At 58.0% G+C, this 17,512-nt stretch carries 17 protein-coding genes; 10 read left to right on the top strand and 7 right to left on the bottom strand.

Going from position 1 to position 17,512, the window contains the following annotated elements:
• The first annotated feature begins 23 nt into the window (after positions 1 to 23).
• The gene (gene dhaL / locus GGD46_RS19830) at positions 24 to 695 is read left to right on the top strand and encodes a dihydroxyacetone kinase subunit DhaL (protein ID WP_184707029.1); all 672 of its coding nucleotides are present in this window, start codon (positions 24 to 26) and stop codon (positions 693 to 695) included.
• Between the two features lie 170 nt (positions 696 to 865).
• Positions 866 to 1,276 (top strand): hypothetical protein, encoded by a 411-nt coding sequence (locus tag GGD46_RS19825; RefSeq protein WP_184707027.1) that lies wholly within the window; start codon positions 866 to 868, stop codon positions 1,274 to 1,276.
• Positions 1,277 to 1,530: 254 nt separating this feature from the next.
• Here the strand turns inward: GGD46_RS19825 and GGD46_RS19820 are convergent, their stop codons facing one another.
• A complete protein-coding gene (locus tag GGD46_RS19820; RefSeq protein ID WP_184707025.1) occupies positions 1,531 to 2,289 on the bottom strand; it encodes an SDR family oxidoreductase in 759 nt (252 codons plus the stop codon).
• A 170-nt stretch (positions 2,290 to 2,459) separates the two neighbouring features.
• Here GGD46_RS19820 and GGD46_RS19815 point away from each other — a divergent pair, with 170 nt between their 5' ends.
• Positions 2,460 to 3,350, top strand: a complete 891-nt coding sequence (locus GGD46_RS19815) for an SMP-30/gluconolactonase/LRE family protein (RefSeq protein ID WP_184707023.1) — start codon at positions 2,460 to 2,462, stop codon at positions 3,348 to 3,350.
• Positions 3,351 to 3,442: 92 nt separating this feature from the next.
• Here GGD46_RS19815 and GGD46_RS19810 read toward each other — a convergent pair whose 3' ends face one another.
• Positions 3,443 to 3,664 carry a hypothetical protein gene (locus GGD46_RS19810; protein ID WP_184707021.1) on the bottom strand — a complete coding sequence of 74 codons (222 nt, stop codon included), beginning with the start codon at positions 3,662 to 3,664 and terminating at the stop codon, positions 3,443 to 3,445.
• Positions 3,665 to 3,995: 331 nt separating this feature from the next.
• On the opposite strand from GGD46_RS19810, the gene GGD46_RS19805 reads away from it, so the two are divergent.
• Positions 3,996 to 4,346, top strand: coding sequence for a helix-turn-helix transcriptional regulator (locus GGD46_RS19805; RefSeq protein ID WP_184707019.1), 351 nt, complete (start codon positions 3,996 to 3,998; stop codon positions 4,344 to 4,346).
• A 141-nt stretch (positions 4,347 to 4,487) separates the two neighbouring features.
• On the opposite strand, the gene GGD46_RS19800 is transcribed toward GGD46_RS19805, so the two are convergent.
• The gene (locus tag GGD46_RS19800; RefSeq protein WP_184707017.1) at positions 4,488 to 5,594 is read right to left on the bottom strand and encodes an aldo/keto reductase; all 1,107 of its coding nucleotides are present in this window, start codon (positions 5,592 to 5,594) and stop codon (positions 4,488 to 4,490) included.
• A gap of 136 nt (positions 5,595 to 5,730) precedes the next feature.
• Between GGD46_RS19800 and GGD46_RS19795 the strand changes: the two genes are divergently transcribed.
• The 3 genes from GGD46_RS19795 (at position 5,731) to GGD46_RS19785 (ending at position 7,533) form a co-directional block, all read left to right on the top strand.
• A complete protein-coding gene (locus tag GGD46_RS19795; RefSeq protein ID WP_184707015.1) occupies positions 5,731 to 6,645 on the top strand; it encodes a LysR family transcriptional regulator in 915 nt (304 codons plus the stop codon).
• A gap of 255 nt (positions 6,646 to 6,900) precedes the next feature.
• A complete protein-coding gene (locus GGD46_RS19790) occupies positions 6,901 to 7,149 on the top strand; it encodes a DUF982 domain-containing protein (protein WP_184707013.1) in 249 nt (82 codons plus the stop codon).
• Between the two features lie 135 nt (positions 7,150 to 7,284).
• Positions 7,285 to 7,533, top strand: a complete 249-nt coding sequence (locus GGD46_RS19785; protein WP_184707082.1) for a DUF982 domain-containing protein — start codon at positions 7,285 to 7,287, stop codon at positions 7,531 to 7,533.
• A 262-nt stretch (positions 7,534 to 7,795) separates the two neighbouring features.
• Here GGD46_RS19785 and GGD46_RS19780 read toward each other — a convergent pair whose 3' ends face one another.
• Positions 7,796 to 9,034: a pilus assembly protein TadG-related protein gene (locus GGD46_RS19780; protein WP_184707011.1), complete on the bottom strand. Its 1,239-nt coding sequence runs from the start codon at positions 9,032 to 9,034 to the stop codon at positions 7,796 to 7,798.
• Positions 9,035 to 9,570: 536 nt separating this feature from the next.
• Here GGD46_RS19780 and GGD46_RS19775 point away from each other — a divergent pair.
• Entirely contained in the window at positions 9,571 to 11,649 is a 2,079-nt protein-coding gene (locus GGD46_RS19775) for a bifunctional diguanylate cyclase/phosphodiesterase (RefSeq protein ID WP_184707009.1), read from the top strand.
• Between the two features lie 80 nt (positions 11,650 to 11,729).
• Here the strand turns inward: GGD46_RS19775 and GGD46_RS19770 are convergent, their stop codons facing one another.
• Entirely contained in the window at positions 11,730 to 14,201 is a 2,472-nt protein-coding gene (locus GGD46_RS19770; RefSeq protein WP_184707007.1) for a glycoside hydrolase family 3 C-terminal domain-containing protein, read from the bottom strand.
• A gap of 315 nt (positions 14,202 to 14,516) precedes the next feature.
• Between GGD46_RS19770 and GGD46_RS19765 the strand changes: the two genes are divergently transcribed.
• Positions 14,517 to 15,191: a transglutaminase-like cysteine peptidase gene (locus tag GGD46_RS19765; RefSeq protein WP_246806391.1), complete on the top strand. Its 675-nt coding sequence runs from the start codon at positions 14,517 to 14,519 to the stop codon at positions 15,189 to 15,191.
• On the opposite strand, the gene GGD46_RS19760 is transcribed toward GGD46_RS19765, so the two are convergent.
• Positions 15,179 to 15,499: a hypothetical protein gene (locus tag GGD46_RS19760; protein WP_246806390.1), complete on the bottom strand. Its 321-nt coding sequence runs from the start codon at positions 15,497 to 15,499 to the stop codon at positions 15,179 to 15,181. The genes GGD46_RS19765 and GGD46_RS19760 overlap by 13 nt on opposite strands.
• A gap of 249 nt (positions 15,500 to 15,748) precedes the next feature.
• Here GGD46_RS19760 and GGD46_RS19755 point away from each other — a divergent pair, with 249 nt between their 5' ends.
• A complete protein-coding gene (locus GGD46_RS19755) occupies positions 15,749 to 16,717 on the top strand; it encodes a DUF1402 family protein (RefSeq protein WP_184707080.1) in 969 nt (322 codons plus the stop codon).
• A 46-nt stretch (positions 16,718 to 16,763) separates the two neighbouring features.
• Here the strand turns inward: GGD46_RS19755 and GGD46_RS19750 are convergent, their stop codons facing one another.
• A complete protein-coding gene (locus tag GGD46_RS19750; RefSeq protein ID WP_184707002.1) occupies positions 16,764 to 17,381 on the bottom strand; it encodes a glycosyltransferase family 29 protein in 618 nt (205 codons plus the stop codon).
• Positions 17,382 to 17,512: the final 131 nt, after the last annotated feature.

Raw genomic sequence — 17,512 nt, 5'->3', positions numbered from 1 at the left:
CTGCTGGGACCGGGAGGAAGACGATGTCGGAAAATGCCGCTCGATGCCTGGGCAACATGTTTCAGCGCATATCCATCGCAATCAATGCCGAGAAAGACCGTCTCTCGGAATTGGATGGCGCGATCGGAGACGCCGATCACGGGATCACCATGTCCCTCGGCTTCATGGCGGTGAATGCGGAACTCGCCAAGCTCGACCCCGCACAGGCCCTGCCTTCCGAGATTTTTGCCGTCGCGGCTTCAGCGTTCCTCGATGCGGTCGGAGCATCGACCGGCCCGCTATACGCAACCGCCTTTCGCCGAGCGTCACAGGCGCTGAAGACCGACGAATCGCTGTCGCCGGCATGCCAGGCAATGATCGTTGATGAAATGCGGGCAGGCATTCAGCAGCGCGGAAAGGGCCAGCGCGGCGACAAGACCATGTTGGATGCTTGGATCCCGGCTGCCGAAGCTGCCCTCGACGCCAGAACGCGTTCGCTCGACGCCGCCGGCATGTGGAGCGCCATTCTAGAAGCTGCGGAAGACGGCGCAAACTCTACGAGCTCAATGGTCGCCGCCCGCGGCCGGGCAGCCCGCCTTGGACAAAGATCTCTCGGACACATCGATCCCGGCGCAGCATCGGCGGTGACAATTTTGCGCGCAATGCGCGATACGTTCGCGGAGGAGCGCGCTGGAATTCTTTCCTCACGGGCCTGAAATCTGGTCATTGCCCCGACCACGGGGCCGCTGACCGACGCAGATCTCCCGCCTGAAGCCCTCCATTCATGCGTGATGTCGAAGATAGACATGTTCCCGGTATGATAGTATCAATCTCACCTTGTTGATGTACCCATCCCCTAGGTTCAATCAAAAAAGGCTGTCAATTGATGCATACAAGGATAGGTTTTGCTTTCGCGCTTGCGCTTCTTTCGGCCTCCCCGGCTCTGGCTGATGCCTGTGCGAGCCACTTTGAGAGCAGCGGCGTTCCGCTGGTGACCGGCATCACCTATAAGACATGGGTAGTCGTTCCGTCAGTCAACCCGAACGCCGCCTTTGACAAAATTCACCGCGCCATTCTGGCCGATGGTTTTCTGGATGTGAAAGCAGAGAAAAACCTTGGCACATTGACAGCCCAGCAGGAAACGAGCGGCTCCGGCCGACCGCAAACTCTGCGCGCCGTTATCCGCAAAAACGGCAAGGGCAGCCGCGTCGATGTCGTTTTCATTGTCCAGCCGGGACAAGTGGCTCCGAACATGACCAAGAACCTCTGCCGCATTGCAAATGCCGCCGGCGAATGAGGCGCGCTGATAGCGATCCCAGATGCGATTGCTGGGGATCGCTATCCAGGACTTCACCCAATGAGATGTGGCGCCGCCCATTGGCCGCGCCACATTCTCGGTCGGCTATAATTTTCGAATATTTCGCGCCCCACACGATCAAATGCTGATCATGTCCGCGGTAAGAGCGTATTGCCATCATTGTGCATCAATGACCCGATGTTTCCCCAGCCACAGCCGGACCGCGCTTCACCAGCGGCGGTCGTCCATGACGTTCAGAGCGACGCGGTGATCCCACCATCAACGTAGAGAACATGACCGTTGACGAAGGAGGAGGCGTCGGACGCCAGGAAGATACACGCGCCGATCAACTCCTCCACCCGCCCCCACCGGCCGGCCGGTGTGCGCTTTTCGAGCCATGCCGAGAAATCGGCATCGGCAACCAGTGCCGCGTTTAACGGAGTGTCGAAATAGCCGGGCGCGATGGCATTGCATTGCAGCCCGAACCGAGCCCAGTCCGTCGCCATGCCCTTCGTGAGATTGCCGACTGCACCTTTGGTCGCCGTGTAGGGCGCGATTGACGGCCGCGCCAGCGCCGTCTGCACGCTCGCTATGTTGATGATCTTGCCGGCACCGCGCTTGATCATATGTCGCGCAACCGCCTGACCGACATTGAAGATGCTGGAAATATTGGTTCGCAACAGCTGCTCGAAGGCATCGGCTGGAAACTCCTCAAGCGGCGCACGAAACTGCATGCCGGCATTGTTGACGAGGATATCTATCGCACCCGTTTCTGCCTCGAAGGCGTCGATGGCATGCCGCGCAGCGCCATGATCGGTCGCGTCGAATGCTAACACGTGCGCCCTGCCCCCGAAGCCTTCCGCAGTCCTGGCGAGCTTCTGTTCGTCGCGACCGTTGAGGATGACGTCTGCGCCAGCATCCGCCAACCCCTTGGCGAGCGCGAGCCCGATACCCTGGGATGAGCCCGTGACAAGGGCGCGCCGCCCTTTCAGATCAAAGAGACCAACTGACATCATTTCCTCCGTTTGCCAAATTGCGATACCAGAGAGGGGTCGAAATGGACACTCCGAATTCACGGCGGAATATGTCTGAAGTGCCATGCTCTCCGCTTGCGGAGTCGTTTGAATGCGGTATCGATAACACAACGAACAGGCCGTGTAACTTTACGGGAGGTATTGCCGCGATGTCGTTCTTCGAGACCATTGACCCCACGTTCGGCACATTCGTTCTCGGCAATGCGCCTCTCAAGCAGCTGGCAACCGGCTTTGATTGGGTCGAAGGGCCGGTCTGGTTCGGAGACCTGAATTGTCTGCTTTTCTCGGACATCCCCAACAATCGCATCATGCGGTGGGTGCCGGGTCTCGGCATCAGCGTGTTTCGCGAGCCATCCAATTTTTCCAATGGTCACACACGCGACCGGCAGGGCCGGCTCGTCAGCTGCGAACATGGCGGAAGACGCGTAACCCGTACCGAATATGACGGATCGATCACGGTGATCGCCGATCGCTATCAGGGCAAACGGCTGAATTCGCCCAATGATGTCGTCGTCACGTCGGACGGCGCCATCTGGTTCAGCGATCCGCACTACGGTATTGCAACGGACTATGAAGGGCACCGGAGCGAGCAGGAATTGCCTTGCCATGTCTACCGCGTCGATCCGTCCGGTGCGATACAAGCGGTGCTGACCGACTTCAATTGCCCGAACGGCCTCGCCTTCAGCCCGGATGAGAAAAAGCTCGTCGTCGCCGATACCGGCCGCATGCATGGCAGCGATCCCCAGCATATCCGCGTTTTCAACGTCGGCGATAACTGGCGACTATCCGGTGGCGAGGTGTTTCATGTGATTTCGCCCGGCTGCGCTGACGGCATGCGCTTCGACAGCGATGGCAATCTCTGGTCGTCGGCGGCCGATGGCGTTCATTGCATTGCCCCCGACGGACATTTGATGGGCAAGATCCTGGTGCCGGAAACGGTATCCAATCTGTGTTTCGGCGGCCGCGGCAAGCACAAGCTTTTCATAACGGCGACCACCAGCGTCTATGCGATTTCACTCAACCGCAACGGCGCGCTCTAAGATACTCTAGGGTCGCAGACAATCCCACACGCATTTGACCGGCCAAGCAAAGTCAGCTGCCGCATGGCAACTGGAAAGTAGAGGTAGTGCCTTCAGCGCAAATCCGCCCGGGCAGTGATTTGCGTCTGTGAAGCTGCATTGGCCATCGGGGCCAAATCAGCGGGCAGGGCGAATTCTTTCGCACGCTTCTGCCGGCGCGCAGCATCCTGCAACAGGTTCGCCATACCGCTAACAGAGATATGATCCGCCCGCATAATCTGCCGGATGAGCGGATCTTTAAGAACTTCGGTGATCGTCAGGTCCCTATGTGTCATCTTTATCTCCTGTTCGATACCACACAAGATAAACGGCTTTATTTGCAGCGCGATGTCAGAAGCCGGACAAAAACAAGGCAGTTCGTTCGATTTTGTTACAGAATAATTGCAAAACCGCTCTCTGACATATTCACAAATCACAATACGACCCTAGTTGTCGATTAACGAAGGCGTGTTCCACCGTGGTCAGCCTGCGTGGGAGGTTCAGTCGTTCCGGGAGGATGCAATATATTTGCAATAGTTCGGAACATAATTTTGCGACTTTTGTGTCTATTGTCATCTGACGCCTGAACTTCGAAGATTAAACATTTATCAGCGATCGGCCCGCGTCATGTACTCAGACCAAACTACAGAAGATGAGCGCCTCATCTACCATGCAGATCTCCTCAGCCAACTTTCAAACCCAAAGCGTCTTGAGGTTTGTATTTACCTTTCCAGCCACGAAGAAGACGTCAATAGCCTAGCCAAGAAGCTCGGAATCTCGCAATCGGCGCTCAGCCAGCATCTGACGCGGCTTTATCATTCAGGAATAGTCAAAGTACGACGCCAGGCGCAGTTCAGGTACTATACCTGCGATCATCCTGGAGTATTGCGCATCCTGCAGACCCTGTCTGAGGTTTTCGATCCCGACGCCGAGCGGTTGGCATCAAAGGCTGCGGACGATGCGCATCGCGAATCCTGAGGCAATGCGGGCCATGCTTCGACATATGAGGCAACCGGCCGCTAAAAGTTTTGCCTCCCCGTCCGCACCATGGCGATGAAGCTGGCCAAGGCGGGCATATACGGCAAGACACCGACGCCGGATCGTTCCCGATCTGCCGCGTCAGCTGACGCCTGCAAATTTCCCGGAGATGGTAAGATCCGGATAGTAACCTGACGGCTTGTCGCCGACCGTCTGTCCGCCGGTCATCGAACCCTGGATCTCCGGCCCGAAGAAGGAATAGGGGAAGGTCGATTGCAAGGCGCTTACCTCATTGAGCCTTTGGCGCAGCTCCGCCGGAATCGTGAACTCCAGCGCACCAAGATTGTCCTTCAATTGCTCGAGCCTGGTTGCTCCGATGATGATCGAGGCGATGCCAGGCTGCGTCATCGCCCAGTTGACGGCCACTTGCGCCATACTGCGCCCGAGCTCCGCCGAAACCTTTTCCAATTCCGCAACGATCGCCCAGTTGCGTTCCGTGAATTTCTGGAAGCCGGGGTTGGTCGTACCGCGGACCGTTTCAAGCCGGCCATCCACTTGCCGCGCCTCGCCTGCCCGATATTTCCCGCTCAGAAGACCACTCGCGAGCGGGCTCCACGCCATGATGCCAGCACCATATCGTGTGCCGAACGAAACGAACTCGTTTTCGATATTGCGTTCGGCAAGCGAATATTCGAGCTGAAGCGCCGATAACGGTTCATAGCCGCGAAATTCCGCAACCGCCTGAGCGCGGCTGGCGTACCAGGCCGGCACGTCGGACAAGCCGACATGCAGCACTTTTCCCGACTGGACGAGATCATCAAAAGTCCGCATCACCTCTTCGGGTGGGGTTAGCCGATCCCAGCAATGCAGCAGATAAAGATCGATGTGATCGGTGTTGAGGCGCTTCAACGACCCCTCGACGGCCCGCAATATGTTCTTGCGGCCGTTCCCCGCAGCGTTCGGCGTTCGGGCGGTGAGGTTCATGGTGAACTTGGTGGCGATGACTGCATCATCCCGCAATCCCCTTTCGGCAATGAATTCACCGAGCCAGGTTTCCGACGTACCGCCCGTATAGGCATCGGCCGTATCGAAGAAATTGCCGCCGGCATCGACATAGGCATTGAAAATGGCGCGAGCTGTTTCCTTGTCGGCGCCCCAGCCCCATTCAGTGCCGAAGGTCATGGTGCCGAGAGCAAGCCTGGTTACTTTCAGCCCGCTATTGCCGAGGGTGTAGAAATTCATGCTCATGAGCGCGCTCCTTTTTGAAGGCGCCGGCGTAGTGGGATCGTGGCGGTGCCGGCCGTTCGCTGGACACAAGTTCGCCGACTTTGATCGCCTTTATAAGATCATTTAATTCGCATGCATTATGCGATATTGCTCAGCAATGGATCGAGATCTGCTGACACATCTACCCATCATCGTCGCCGTTGCGCGCCGCGGTGGCTTCGCGGCCGCCGCCAATGAGCTCGGAATGAGTGCTTCCGCCGTCAGCCATGCCGTTCGGCTGGTCGAAGAACGGCTCGGCCAGCCGCTCTTTGCGCGCACGACACGCAGTGTCGCGCTGACGGAAGCGGGCAGGAGCCTGATTACCACCATCGCGCCGGCCCTTCAGGACATTCACGAGCGAATGGAACGCATAAGGGCCATAAAAGGAAGGCCAAGCGGCCTGCTGCGGATCAACGCAGCCCGTGTGTGCTTGTCGCTTGCCGTCACGCGTGTCATTGCGGCCATGGCCGAGCGCTATCCGGAAGTGGAAGTTGAGATCTTTTCCGACGAGAGGCTGACCGATATCGTGTCCGAAGGCTTCGATGCCGGCATTCGCATCGGCGAAATGATCGCGCAGGACATGGTGGCAGTTCGCCTCACCCCGCCCTTCCGTTCGGTCGTGGTCGCCTCACCCGATTATATCAGCCACTTTGGTCGCCCGATGATACTCAGTGACCTCTCAAGCCACAATTGCATCGGCTATCGACTGATCCGCTCAGGCGGGCTCTACGAATGGGAGTTCGTCGAGGACGGCCGGGACGTCGCTGTCGCCGTGCAGGGCCCAGCAATCGTTACCGAATCCCACTCGGCAATCGAGCTGGCGCTGGCAGGCGTCGGATTGGCCTATGTATTCAAACCGCTGGTGCGCGCAGATATTGATGCCGGCAGACTGATTCAGGTCTTGAGCGAATTCGCGGTCCTTGAGGCCGGCCTTTTTCTCTACTTTCCTCGCCGTGCGGAACTTGCGCCGAAACTGCGGGCCTTTATCGACACGGTCCGACACCTCGGCCGAGAATCCGCAAATAGAGAGTAAACGTACCGATCGCATCTCGCGGAAAAGACACGCCCCATTCCGGCACTACACCCCCTGATCTTGGGGCCACCGCGCAGCCCTGCGGCCCGCTGGGCTCTGGAATTGACCCGCGCCTTGTCACTTGACAAATGCAGCGGAGACGAGAGTTACGACTGATCCCGTCCCTCCCAAAACCTGAGCTGGGATTAATAAAGTTAAATGCGCGCTCGTCGATAAAGGACCAAGAAAGGCTCTGCCGCGTTGGAGTCTTCAATCATGAACACCATGCCATGCTTCTCTCCTGTGCACGTTGTTCGCCACAGCACGGGCGAAATAAAAATAGTCAAGGACGCCGGCGACGCCTGGAAGACGCTTCTGGACGACTGGCCGGCGGACGAAGGCAGCTGTTTCATGTCCGCACTCCTGATCTGCATGGACGTTCAACGCGGTGAGCGGCCTGCCGAGGAAGCGCGTCTTGCCTTTATAGCTGCGGCGGTCGAAGCAGGCGTTCCCGTGCTGTCGTGAGGAAGCCGCTTCAGCCAAAACTCTCCCCGAATGATTACAAGCAGCGGCGGCCCCGACCGAAACCGGCTCGCCACTCGCGATGAATCGGCCTATGAGAAAGGCGACTAGCATCCTCAAGTTCGAAAGTTTCCGATGATGGAAAGAAAATGGAGCAAGGCGGTCACGATCGCCCTTGAAAATCCGGAGGAATGGATGGTCATCGACACCACCCAGGCAGCGTCCTGGGCGTTGATCGAAGACTGGCCCCTCGACGAAGCGCCCGCGCTCGACAGAGCTTTGCTCGTATTCGCCGACGTGATCGCCGGAAAGCGCACGCCCGAAGATGCACGGCGCGCGTTCATTGCGGCGGTAAAGGAGGCTCAAATACCAATGAAGGATGAGTAAAGCTGCCCTCGCCCGGATTTGAGTTTCGCGCTTCGCCAACCGTTTGGCCGGCGCTCGGCGGTAGATGTGTCGCTTCCAACCACATTTCGAGCGACAGAGCGGATGTGCGAACCTCGAAAGATCATACTCGGTAGAGATCACACCCCTCCTTGGCGTCACTCCACGCTCCACGACCCTATATTCAACAGGCAGCTCGGCTGTCTGGCTTTGACCGTAGAGAGATAGTGCTTACCGCATCCGGCGAATGCACGACATCTATCCTTCAGCCGATTAGCCGCGGCGTGCGAATGACCTTCAGGAACAGCGCATTCATCGCGTCGGTAATGCCCTGCGTCGGACTGACTTCGAAATAGAGGCCAGGCGATGCGCAGTTTTGCAGGTCGGTGCCGATCTGCGATTGGAATGGGGCAATCCAGGTGTTGTACCAGGCGTTCTGCGGCAGCGGTAGATAGGTGGTGTAGAGAATGGCGATCTTGACGTTCTGGTTCTTGAGCGGCTGGCAAAAGGACGTATCCAGCGGCTCCTGGCAGCGGCCGCCGGTGGTCGGCTTCGTGCATGTTGTCGGCTTATAGCTGTCACCGACGCCATCGGTCACGAAAAACAACACCTTCGCCCGGTCGGAACTGGTCGTCCCACCGCCGCCAGTACCGATGATCGGCTTGATCTGGGTTAGCATTGTATCGAAGCTTGTCGTCTGGTCGTTGTTGTAGCCTGCATATGGAATGGTCATCAGGTCGACCGCGCTGGTCGTGCTCTTGACCTGCGTCATGTCAGACGAGAGCGCAGAAACGTTGGTCAGACCGGCAGTCTCGGCCTTGCTTCCAAAGGTGTAAACCGCCATGCGATATTGATCGGGGGTCGTTCGGTTCGTCGTCGCCGTGTCGGTCAGCGATTGCGTCGCCTGGCGCACCACGTCGATACGCATCTGCACTTTGAGGCTCTTCGCAAGATTATAGTAGTTATTTGTCGTATTGACGTTGTGACAGGCGAATGCACATGTATCGGTTGTATTGGCCTGCATCGTCTTGATATCGTTCGCTGTCGCCCCGACACCCATCGACGGCGTATTGTCGAGCAGCATGTAGAAATCGATGAAGCTTGCCGTCTGATATTGAGCTGACGCGACTCCACTGATCGGAATCGTGGTTTGGCCCAGCAACTGCATCAGCGTCGTCGGTACAGTGGCGGAAAAGCTGACGTTGGCGGATATGATGTTCGACGCTCTCGTCACCGCGATATTCACGTTGACAGGCACATTCTGCAGATCGCTCGATACCTGGCCGTAAAAGAGTTTGTTGGCGTCGTTCTGACCGATGGTGACTGTTCCATCACTGGTCATGGCCATTGCGGCCGCGACCGCTGGCGACGAGGTCGCGATGGCACCGACAGCCGCCGCGTCCGCAGCATTGTAGAGTTCATTCCTTACCACAAGCGCATCGGTGACATCGATGGCAAGGCCGGCCGCACCGATCAGTGGGATCGCCAGCAGCGCCGTCATCATCCCGAAATTTCCCGACCTATTGGCGATCAATTTTCGAGATTGCTTATATATAGAGCAGAAGGATTTTGCGCCGACCTTCAATATCTTCACGAACAAACTCTCTATGGTAGAAGTTACAATAACAAATACCGTATAAGTCGAAAGCAACAGTACTTTCAAATATACTTAAGAATAGTATCGACGATAAACATTGAAATTCGGATAATGGAAGAGAATCTATTTTAGATGTTTTGAATTTAGAGAAAATTTACCGAAAGGCAAAATTATACTTTGGTATAGTCAAAAATATTTCGAGCAAAAAATCCGGCACGACAGATGAGGCCTAATTTATTCTAACGATTGATATTTTGGCCGCCAAATCCTGCGCTGGGCAATTCGAAACTCGCGTGAATTGCGGCCTTTTCCGGTAATTTGCGCAGGTCGCATTTACCCGATTTTTAGTGTTTACCCCCGAAAGCGTCGTTCATCTACTTCAACTGTGACGGGTGCAATACCAAACCTCCGTCACTCCAGTGACCAGATTCGGGATTTTCTGAGTGCGCGTCCTTTCATGCATCGTCACGGCACATAATCTGTGGCTCGTCTTCCTTGCGGCATTCGTCTGTGTCAGCGGCGGATGGATAACGCTCAACCTTCTACGACGGGCAGAGAAGACACATGGCCTTCAGCGCGGCGGATGGATCTTTCTGACCGGAGTGGCTGCGGGCGCCTCGATATGGTGCACCCATTTCATCGCCATGCTGGCCTACGAGGTCGGCGCGCCTGTCGCCTTCGACCCGATCCTCACCATGGCGTCGTTTCTGCTGGCCATAGCTGGGTGCTCCGGCGGTTTTGCGATCACATTGTCACGCAGGCCGAACATAGCGCCGGAACTGGGTGGCGCGGTCGTTGGACTTGCCATTGCCATCATGCATTATACCGGCATGATGGCCTATCATGTTGACGGCATCGTCGATTGGGACAGGACTTATGTTTTTGCCTCCGTCGTGCTTTCGGTGACATTTGCCGTCCTGGCGCTTAATCAAGCCATTCGCCGCTCCTGGCGCTTCGCTCCTTTGGCTGCACTCGGCTTTTTCGTGCTTGCGGTCGTCTCGCTGCATTTCACGGCAATGACCGCCGTCTCCGTTACGCCGCTGGCAACAGGCGCCGGCATCGTCGATTCCTACGCGCTACAGGCCATGGCCGTCGCGGTCGCGGGCGGCGGCTTGCTCGTCATCGGCACCGGCGTCGCGAGCTACATGATCGATGAGCGCGCCTCGCGCGAATCCATCCAGAAGCTCCAGCACATGGCGCTGAACGACATCCTCACAGGCATGCCCAATCGCGGCAGCTTTAGCGACTATCTCAGCAGCGCCCTGGAACATGCCAAGGAAGACAGTGCGAAGCTTGCCGTGATCGGCATAGACCTCGATCGCTTCAAGGAAATCAACGACCTGCGCGGCCACAAGGCGGGCGATCAGGCGCTGAAGGCAATCGGGCGCCGCCTCCTGCGCGTCGTCAAGGACGGCGAGTTCGTCGCCCGCGTCGGCGGCGACGAATTTGCAGCCGCCAAACGCTTCGAGCATCAGAGCGAACTTCTGGATTTCGTGGCGCGGCTGGAAAAAACCCTGTTTGAGCCCATTCGCATCGATGATTTCGAAACGGTGACCGGCGCCAGCATCGGGGTTGCAATCTATCCCGACGACGGCATCGATCAAGAGCGCCTTATCAGCAATGCGGATCTGGCAATGTATCGCGCCAAGGCCGATGTCGGCCGCGCCGTATGCTTCTATGAATCCAAGATGGACGAGGCAGCCCGCGCGCGCCATACGCTGGCGCAGGATCTACGCCGAGCCGTCGAGCTTAATCAGCTCGATCTGCACTATCAGGTGCAAACCTCGGTTCAGACGGGCGAGATTTGCGGCTACGAAGTCCTGCTGCGCTGGAACCACCCCGAACGAGGTGCGGTTCCGCCCTCCGAGTTCATCCCAATCGCCGAGGAGAGCGGCACGATCCTCGTCATCGGCGAATGGGTCTTGCGCAACGCATGCAAACAAGCCGCCGCCTGGAGCAAGCCCTACAAGATTGCCGTCAATCTCTCGCCGGTGCAATTCGCCCATGCGGATCTTGCCAAGCTCATCCAATCGATCCTTATCGAAACCGGCCTTTCGCCGTCGAGGCTCGAACTGGAAATCACCGAGTCGACAATCATCGCGGACAAGACCCGCACGCTGCATGTGTTGCGGCAGATCCGGGCGCTTGGCGTCACCATCGCCATCGACGATTTCGGCACGGGCTATTCATCGCTCGACACGCTGCGCTCCTTCCCTTTCGACAAGATCAAGCTCGACCGCTCCTTCATGAACGAGGTCGACAACAGCATTCAGGCAAAGGCGATCGTCCGCGCGGTGCTCACGCTCGGCAAGAGCCTCGATATCCCGGTTCTGGCTGAGGGCGTCGAGACCAACCATCAGCTGGAGATTCTCCGCGTGGAAGGCTGCGACGAGGCACAGGGCTTTTTCCTCGGACGCCCTAAGCCTGTCGGACAGATCTTCGAGATGGGACAGATGGTGGAGAAGGAGCTGGCATCTCCCTTCTCGGGCCGGGTGCCGCCGCAGCGTATGCGCCGCCGCTGAACACCAAGTTGAACTGCATCGGCGAAGCCGCAGCGCCCCGCCGATGCTGATCCACTATGCTTGCGATGGCAGTCAGCGCGTCAGACCAGACGGTCGGAAACCTCCCCAATCCATTCCCTTGCAAGCTCGATCGTCACTATTGAGCGGATATCGGCGGCGTTGGCTGCGACCAGAAGTTCGTATCGACCGACGGCAGCACGAAACGCCTTCGCCTCCACGTCGAAATAGCTCAGATCGCGCGGGTAGACGACGAGCGAAGCCCTGGCCGTCTCGCCCTTTGCCAATTTGAGCTTGGCGAAAGCCCGGAGTTCCTTGTCCGGTCTCTCGACCACTGAGCCGAGCGGCCGCACATAGAGCTGCACGAGCTCCGATCCCCTTCTATCGCCGATATTGGTGACGTCGACAGTGACGGTGATGCCGTCCAGAGCCATTTGCGCCGCCGATGCCTGCGCCTTGCCCCAGGAAAAATCCGTGTAACCGAGACCGAAACCGAAGGGAAACAACGGCTCCACGCCGCTGTTGTCGTGATGCCGATAGCCGACGAAGACGCCCTCGGCATAACGAACATGACCATCCTTGCCCGGATAGACGGCCTCGTCACCGATCATTGCGGAATTGTCCGACAAGTGCCTGGGAAAAGTCTGCGGCAGGCGGCCACCCGGCTCGGCATCGCCGAACAGAACATCGGCAACCGCATGCCCCAGCTCCTGGCCCGGATACCACATCTGCAAGACCGCCCTTACCTTGCCGAGCCACGGCATCTCGACCGGGCCGCCTGTCTGCAGGATAACGACGGTATTGGCGTTCACCGCTGCCACCTTCTCTATGAGCTCCTCCTGTCGTCCGGGCAGCCGCATATCTGGCAGATCAAGCCCTTCCGTATCCCACTGACCGTCGCGGCCAACGAACAGCAACGCCACATCCGCGTTGCGCGCCGTCTCGACCGCCTCCGCCATGTCCTGTTCGCCCAGCGGCTTCTCAACGCCAAAGCGCACAGCCGTTATGTTGATACCTTCCTCCATCGTTGCCGAAGAGCAATATTCGACCACGACCTGGTATCTCCGGCCGGCCTCAAGATGGATACCCTGTCTCTGTTCGACGTTGGCGGTGCCAAAATAATTGTCGCCGCGGGTCCAGCCGTCAAAGCCGTTCACGACCAGCCTGCCATCGACATAAAGCTTGGCGAGACCGGCGTTGGTCATGCCGAACACATGCTCGCCGCTCTCCGCGGGCACGTAGGAGGTTGTCATGCGCGCGGAAAAATCACTCGGATCAAGCTCTGTTGACGGCAAGTCGAACCAGAAAAACTCGCCGACATGGGCCGGCTCGGCCACAACCGGCAGGCCGGCCAGGCTACGCGCCTTGAAGTACTCGACCCTGATGTCACCTGAGAAGAGGTTGATCAGCCTGTTGTTGCGGCAGCCGACCGCGTGGCGGATGCTATTGGCGTTCAATAGCGCCTCGCGGATCCCCTCAAGCGGGCTGATCCGATAGTGAGCGGCAATCTGGGCGCTACCGCCCCCCATGACACGCGCTTCTGCAGCATTCGGCCCAAGGACCGCGACATGTCCAAGACCGGCCTTATTAAGCGGCAGGATGCCGTCATTCTTCAAAAGCACGGCACCTTCAGCCCCCAGCTGCCGGATCAACGCACGATCCTCGGGCAAATCCAGCGCGTGCTCTGCAAGGTCGGGAGCAGACTCGAATGCCCCGACATACTCCAGCAATTTCAAAATGCGACCGGCAGCCGCACGCACCGTCTCGGGCTTGACCTCACCGTTGCGCACCGCCGCGACGAGCTTTTCGCCACGATCCCGCGCAGGCCCGGGCATCTCAAGATCAAGCCCGGCATTGACGGATGTTGCGGTCGAATGCGAGCCGAACCAATCTGACATGACAATCCCGTCGAAACCCCATTCGTCACGCAGGACTTCGGTCAATAGCCACGGGTGCTCGCTCGTATAAGTGCCGTTCAGCCTGTTATAGGAAGACATGACTGCCATGACGCCAGCTCTTTTAACGGCCTTCTCGAATGGCAGCAGATAGATCTCGCGAAGCGCGCGCTCATCGATATCCGACGACATGGTCTGCCGCTCGATCTCGGATTCATTGCCGACGAAATGCTTGATCGTCGCGGCAATACCCTGGCCCTGCACGCCCTGGATATAGGCAACCGCAAGCTCCGCCGTCAGCATCGGGTCTTCGGAATAGCACTCGAAATTGCGCCCGTTCAGGCCGGAGCGATGAATGTTGACCGTCGGCGCCAGCAAGACCGACGCACCCTTGCTTTTGGCCTGGCCGGCAATGGCCACCCCCATGCGCTCGACAAGCGCCGGGTTCCAGGTCGCGCCAAGGGCAATGGCGACCGGGAAGCATGCGGAGTGGACACCAGCTACCAGCGAGCCCGCGCCCCGCGCGCCGTTCGGTCCATCCGTCACCTTGATCTTCGGAATGCCGAGACGCTCGACTGGCACCGTGGTCCAGAAATCGGCGCCGGACAGCAGCGAAACCTGCTCCTCAAGCGTCATCCTGTCGAGAAGATCGTCGATCATGGGGCCTCCCTTTATGTTTTCGGCTCGCTCCCCGCATCCCATCTCGAGGAGATCCGCATTTGATGTAACCAAATCATAAACGCGTTCAAGGCCGTCAAGCAATCGCGATATGTCAATGAAATATCATATGTTTTCGGCACCGCTATCGCGATTGCCCGTGCGGATGCGCCCATTTTTGCCAGGCGAAAGCGTCGATGCGGCACCGGTATCCGTGCGGGTCGCCGCCAAAGCTCGACTTCGCTAAAATGCGAACGATCTTTTTCCGAATAAATTTGACCGCATTGGATTTCATGAGCGCAATTCATGGAGCCGAGTATGCGTTCATTCCTCATCGCTGCAAGCTTTATCCTCGTTGCCGGCCTATCGTTTTCGACGGTAACCACCGCAAAGCCGGTGACCAAAGCCTTGGACGCGCCAACCCGCCAATTCGCCCGCGTGGTCACGGAGGCGAACGCGCCAGTCGGCTGGGCCGGCTTCTGTTCGGCACAGCCTGCGGAATGCACGGCGGCGGAAAAATCCGATGAGTTCATCACGCTTGGCAAGGAGCGCTGGGCGCAGTTGCAGCAAATCAACACTCTCGTAAACCATGAGATCCAGGGAGTCGGCGACAACGACCATTACGGCATCTACAAGCTCGGCATCATCAACTGGTGGACCTACCCAGACGATGGCGCCGGCAACTGCAACGACTATGTTCTATTGAAAAAGAAGCTGCTTGTGGAAGCCGGATGGTCGCGCTCGGCACTGCTGCTGACGGTCGTTCTCGACAAGAACAACGAGGGCCATCTCGTGTTGATGGCCCGCACGAACGATGGCGACCTCGTCCTCGACAATCTCACCGACACGGTCAAAACCTGGGAAGGGACGGGCTACACCTTCATCAAGCGCCAGTCCGCTGACAATCCGAACAATTGGGTTCGTCTTGAATCCGGCCGCACGCCGGAACAGCTCGCCATGATCAGCAAGGCGTTGGCCGGTCACTCGCAGTGATTGGCTGACCAGTAGGTATCGACAAGACCTTTGCCATCCTGGTCGAGGATGGCGAAATTGCCCGGTATGATCACGAAAAAGCGTTCGCCGTCATCCGCGCCGGACGATGTTTCAACGCGGCCGCAAACGACAAAGCCCGGCATTCGCTCGCTCGGCTTGGCGGTCAGTATATGAACGGCTGATGGCGAGACGTCGAGACGCCGCGCAACCGCTGCCTTTGCGAGTGCCGGAACGTCGGCCATCGTCGGCAGGGCTTCACCTGGCGCCGCTGCAAGCAGGATGCTGCCTGCCATTACGAGATGTTTCAACGCAATTCCCTCGAAAACCATGCCCCCTCGAAAAACAGGGTGGCAAGTCCGAAACTCGCCTTGGCAGTATTGACATCCACGACTGCAGCCAGAGGCTGCCTGAGGCTGCCTGAGGCTGCCTGAGGCTGCCTGAGGCAAAGTTTATTGTGATTCGCCGGGCAGAAGAAGCGACCGCCCTTGCCTTTGCAGGTTGATCGACTATGAAGATCATCCCCGTGCCGGGGAAAATTTTTGAAAGTCAACTTGCGTATGCTTACAAGCCTGTCGAGAATTCCGGCACTCAGTCTTCTTGTCGTCCTTACCTTGACGAGCGCCAGCTTTGGTCACGAACTGGTGCGCGTGCCGCCCGGCAATCGCAATAGCACGCAGCCGCCGGTTCCGAACACGTCGGCATTGCGGGCGAAAGCCTTCAACACGACCTACGACGAAAAATACCAGAAGATCGTCGGTGTGCTTCGCGAAGACAAGGATCTGATGGCTTCGATCAAGAAGGCCGCACAAGCCTATAAGATCGACCCGATCCATATCGTCGGCGCGCTTGTCGGCGAACACACCTACAACATCACGATCGTCAACAGGGTAAAATCCTACTACGTCAAGGCACTGGCCTATTCACAGGCGGATTTCAAGTTCAGCTACAAGGACATGAACGTCCAGTCCTTCGTCAAGAAGCCGGAATTCGCCCATTGTGACGCCTTCACCGGCAGCGCCGAATTGTGGGAATGCCGCGACGAGACCTGGGACAAGAGCTTTCGCGGCAAGGTGATCGATGGCGTCACCTATGAGAACATGACGTTCCAGCGCGCCTTCTTCCAGCCCTTCTTTGCCGGACAAACCTTCGGCCTTGGCCAGATCAGCCCGCTCACAGCTCTTGAGGCCACCGACCTGGTGCATGCGACAAGCGGGCTCTCGAAGCTGTCGGCCGATGATCCGCAGGCGATCTATCGCGACATCATGGATCCCGATCGCAGCGTGATCTATATCGCTGCCATCGTCCGGGACGCCATGGATGTCTATCGCGCCCAGGGTTACGACATCAGCGAGAATCCGGGTCTGACGGCCACGCTCTACAATGTCGGGCAGCCGCGGCGGCGCGCGATTGCTCTGCGGCAAGCCGCAGATGCTTCAGGCGGCAAGAAGCTGCCGGAAGAGAACTACTATGGCTGGCTGGTGAATGACAGGCTGCCGGAATTGCGTGGCCTGCTCGGGCAGAAATAGTCGAGCTTTGCATTTCGGCATCCACGAGTGAATGGCATTGCCTGTCTCAGGCTGCAATTCCAATGAGACCGCTTGCGATCTTGCTTTCGACCCAGACGCGCTCGTTCTGCCAGTCGTGGCGCTTCCATCCCTGCCAACCGAAACCGCACAGGCTGATCTGCCACTCGGAGGCCGGGAAGTTGGCGAGAGCGTAGCAGATGCCGAGGAAGCCGGTGCTAGGGAAGACTTTGCGCATCCGGTTTGCCGTGATGCCGAGTTCGGCGCAACCGTCGGCGTAGAATTGCGGCGGCATGATTCGGATCTCTTTGCCGGCATGCCCCATGAGTTCGATCGCCTGCGTGGTCCAATCGGCCCTGCGCCCACTCAGACGCTGGAAGAGATTGGGCCGGGGATGATATTTGCGGATCACCTCCGGGTGATAGGCAAGCATCAGGATCTTTGCGGATTTAAGCGCCGCATTTTCCAGAAATGCCGGATCAGCCATCCGCAGATGCAGGGCTTTACTGGAGGCAGCCAGCATGAGCATGTCCGTTCGCGTGCCGCTCTTGTCGTCCGCCAGGTTGGGCTCGTTGAAGCGCATGACGAAATCAGCGCTGTCTATAGCCCCGGAGAGATCGTTCTCCAGGCTTCCATTGCCGACGATAAAAGCAGTCTTGCGCGCCAATTACGGTTGTCCAGCAAATTCCGGTGCTGAGTTATCAGCGCCATCTGACAATGCGCTGAACTGATGATGAAGCGAAACCTTGCTCTGGTTTCCTCTCCCAACGGGGGCAGTTTTGAGAGGTAGCTGGTCCG

The organism is Martinezella lusitana (assembly GCF_014207095.1).
Classification (GTDB): domain Bacteria; phylum Pseudomonadota; class Alphaproteobacteria; order Rhizobiales; family Rhizobiaceae; genus Rhizobium; species Rhizobium lusitanum_B.
This window is presented reverse-complemented; position numbering and strand designations above follow the sequence as displayed.

Bases quoted from the DNA above. Each gene is read 5' to 3' on its own strand.
- dhaL (WP_184707029.1), top strand. From the start codon at position 24: ATGTCGGAAAATGCCGCTCGATGCCTGGGCAACATGTTTCAGCGCATA.
- GGD46_RS19825 (WP_184707027.1), top strand. From the start codon at position 866: ATGCATACAAGGATAGGTTTTGCTTTCGCGCTTGCGCTTCTTTCGGCC.
- GGD46_RS19820 (WP_184707025.1), bottom strand. From the start codon at position 2,289: ATGTCAGTTGGTCTCTTTGATCTGAAAGGGCGGCGCGCCCTTGTCACG.
- GGD46_RS19815 (WP_184707023.1), top strand. From the start codon at position 2,460: ATGTCGTTCTTCGAGACCATTGACCCCACGTTCGGCACATTCGTTCTC.
- GGD46_RS19810 (WP_184707021.1), bottom strand. From the start codon at position 3,664: ATGACACATAGGGACCTGACGATCACCGAAGTTCTTAAAGATCCGCTC.
- GGD46_RS19805 (WP_184707019.1), top strand. From the start codon at position 3,996: ATGTACTCAGACCAAACTACAGAAGATGAGCGCCTCATCTACCATGCA.
- GGD46_RS19800 (WP_184707017.1), bottom strand. From the start codon at position 5,594: ATGAGCATGAATTTCTACACCCTCGGCAATAGCGGGCTGAAAGTAACC.
- GGD46_RS19795 (WP_184707015.1), top strand. From the start codon at position 5,731: ATGGATCGAGATCTGCTGACACATCTACCCATCATCGTCGCCGTTGCG.
- GGD46_RS19790 (WP_184707013.1), top strand. From the start codon at position 6,901: ATGAACACCATGCCATGCTTCTCTCCTGTGCACGTTGTTCGCCACAGC.
- GGD46_RS19785 (WP_184707082.1), top strand. From the start codon at position 7,285: ATGGAAAGAAAATGGAGCAAGGCGGTCACGATCGCCCTTGAAAATCCG.
- GGD46_RS19780 (WP_184707011.1), bottom strand. From the start codon at position 9,034: ATGATGACGGCGCTGCTGGCGATCCCACTGATCGGTGCGGCCGGCCTT.
- GGD46_RS19770 (WP_184707007.1), bottom strand. From the start codon at position 14,201: ATGATCGACGATCTTCTCGACAGGATGACGCTTGAGGAGCAGGTTTCG.
- GGD46_RS19765 (WP_246806391.1), top strand. From the start codon at position 14,517: ATGCGTTCATTCCTCATCGCTGCAAGCTTTATCCTCGTTGCCGGCCTA.
- GGD46_RS19755 (WP_184707080.1), top strand. From the start codon at position 15,749: ATGCTTACAAGCCTGTCGAGAATTCCGGCACTCAGTCTTCTTGTCGTC.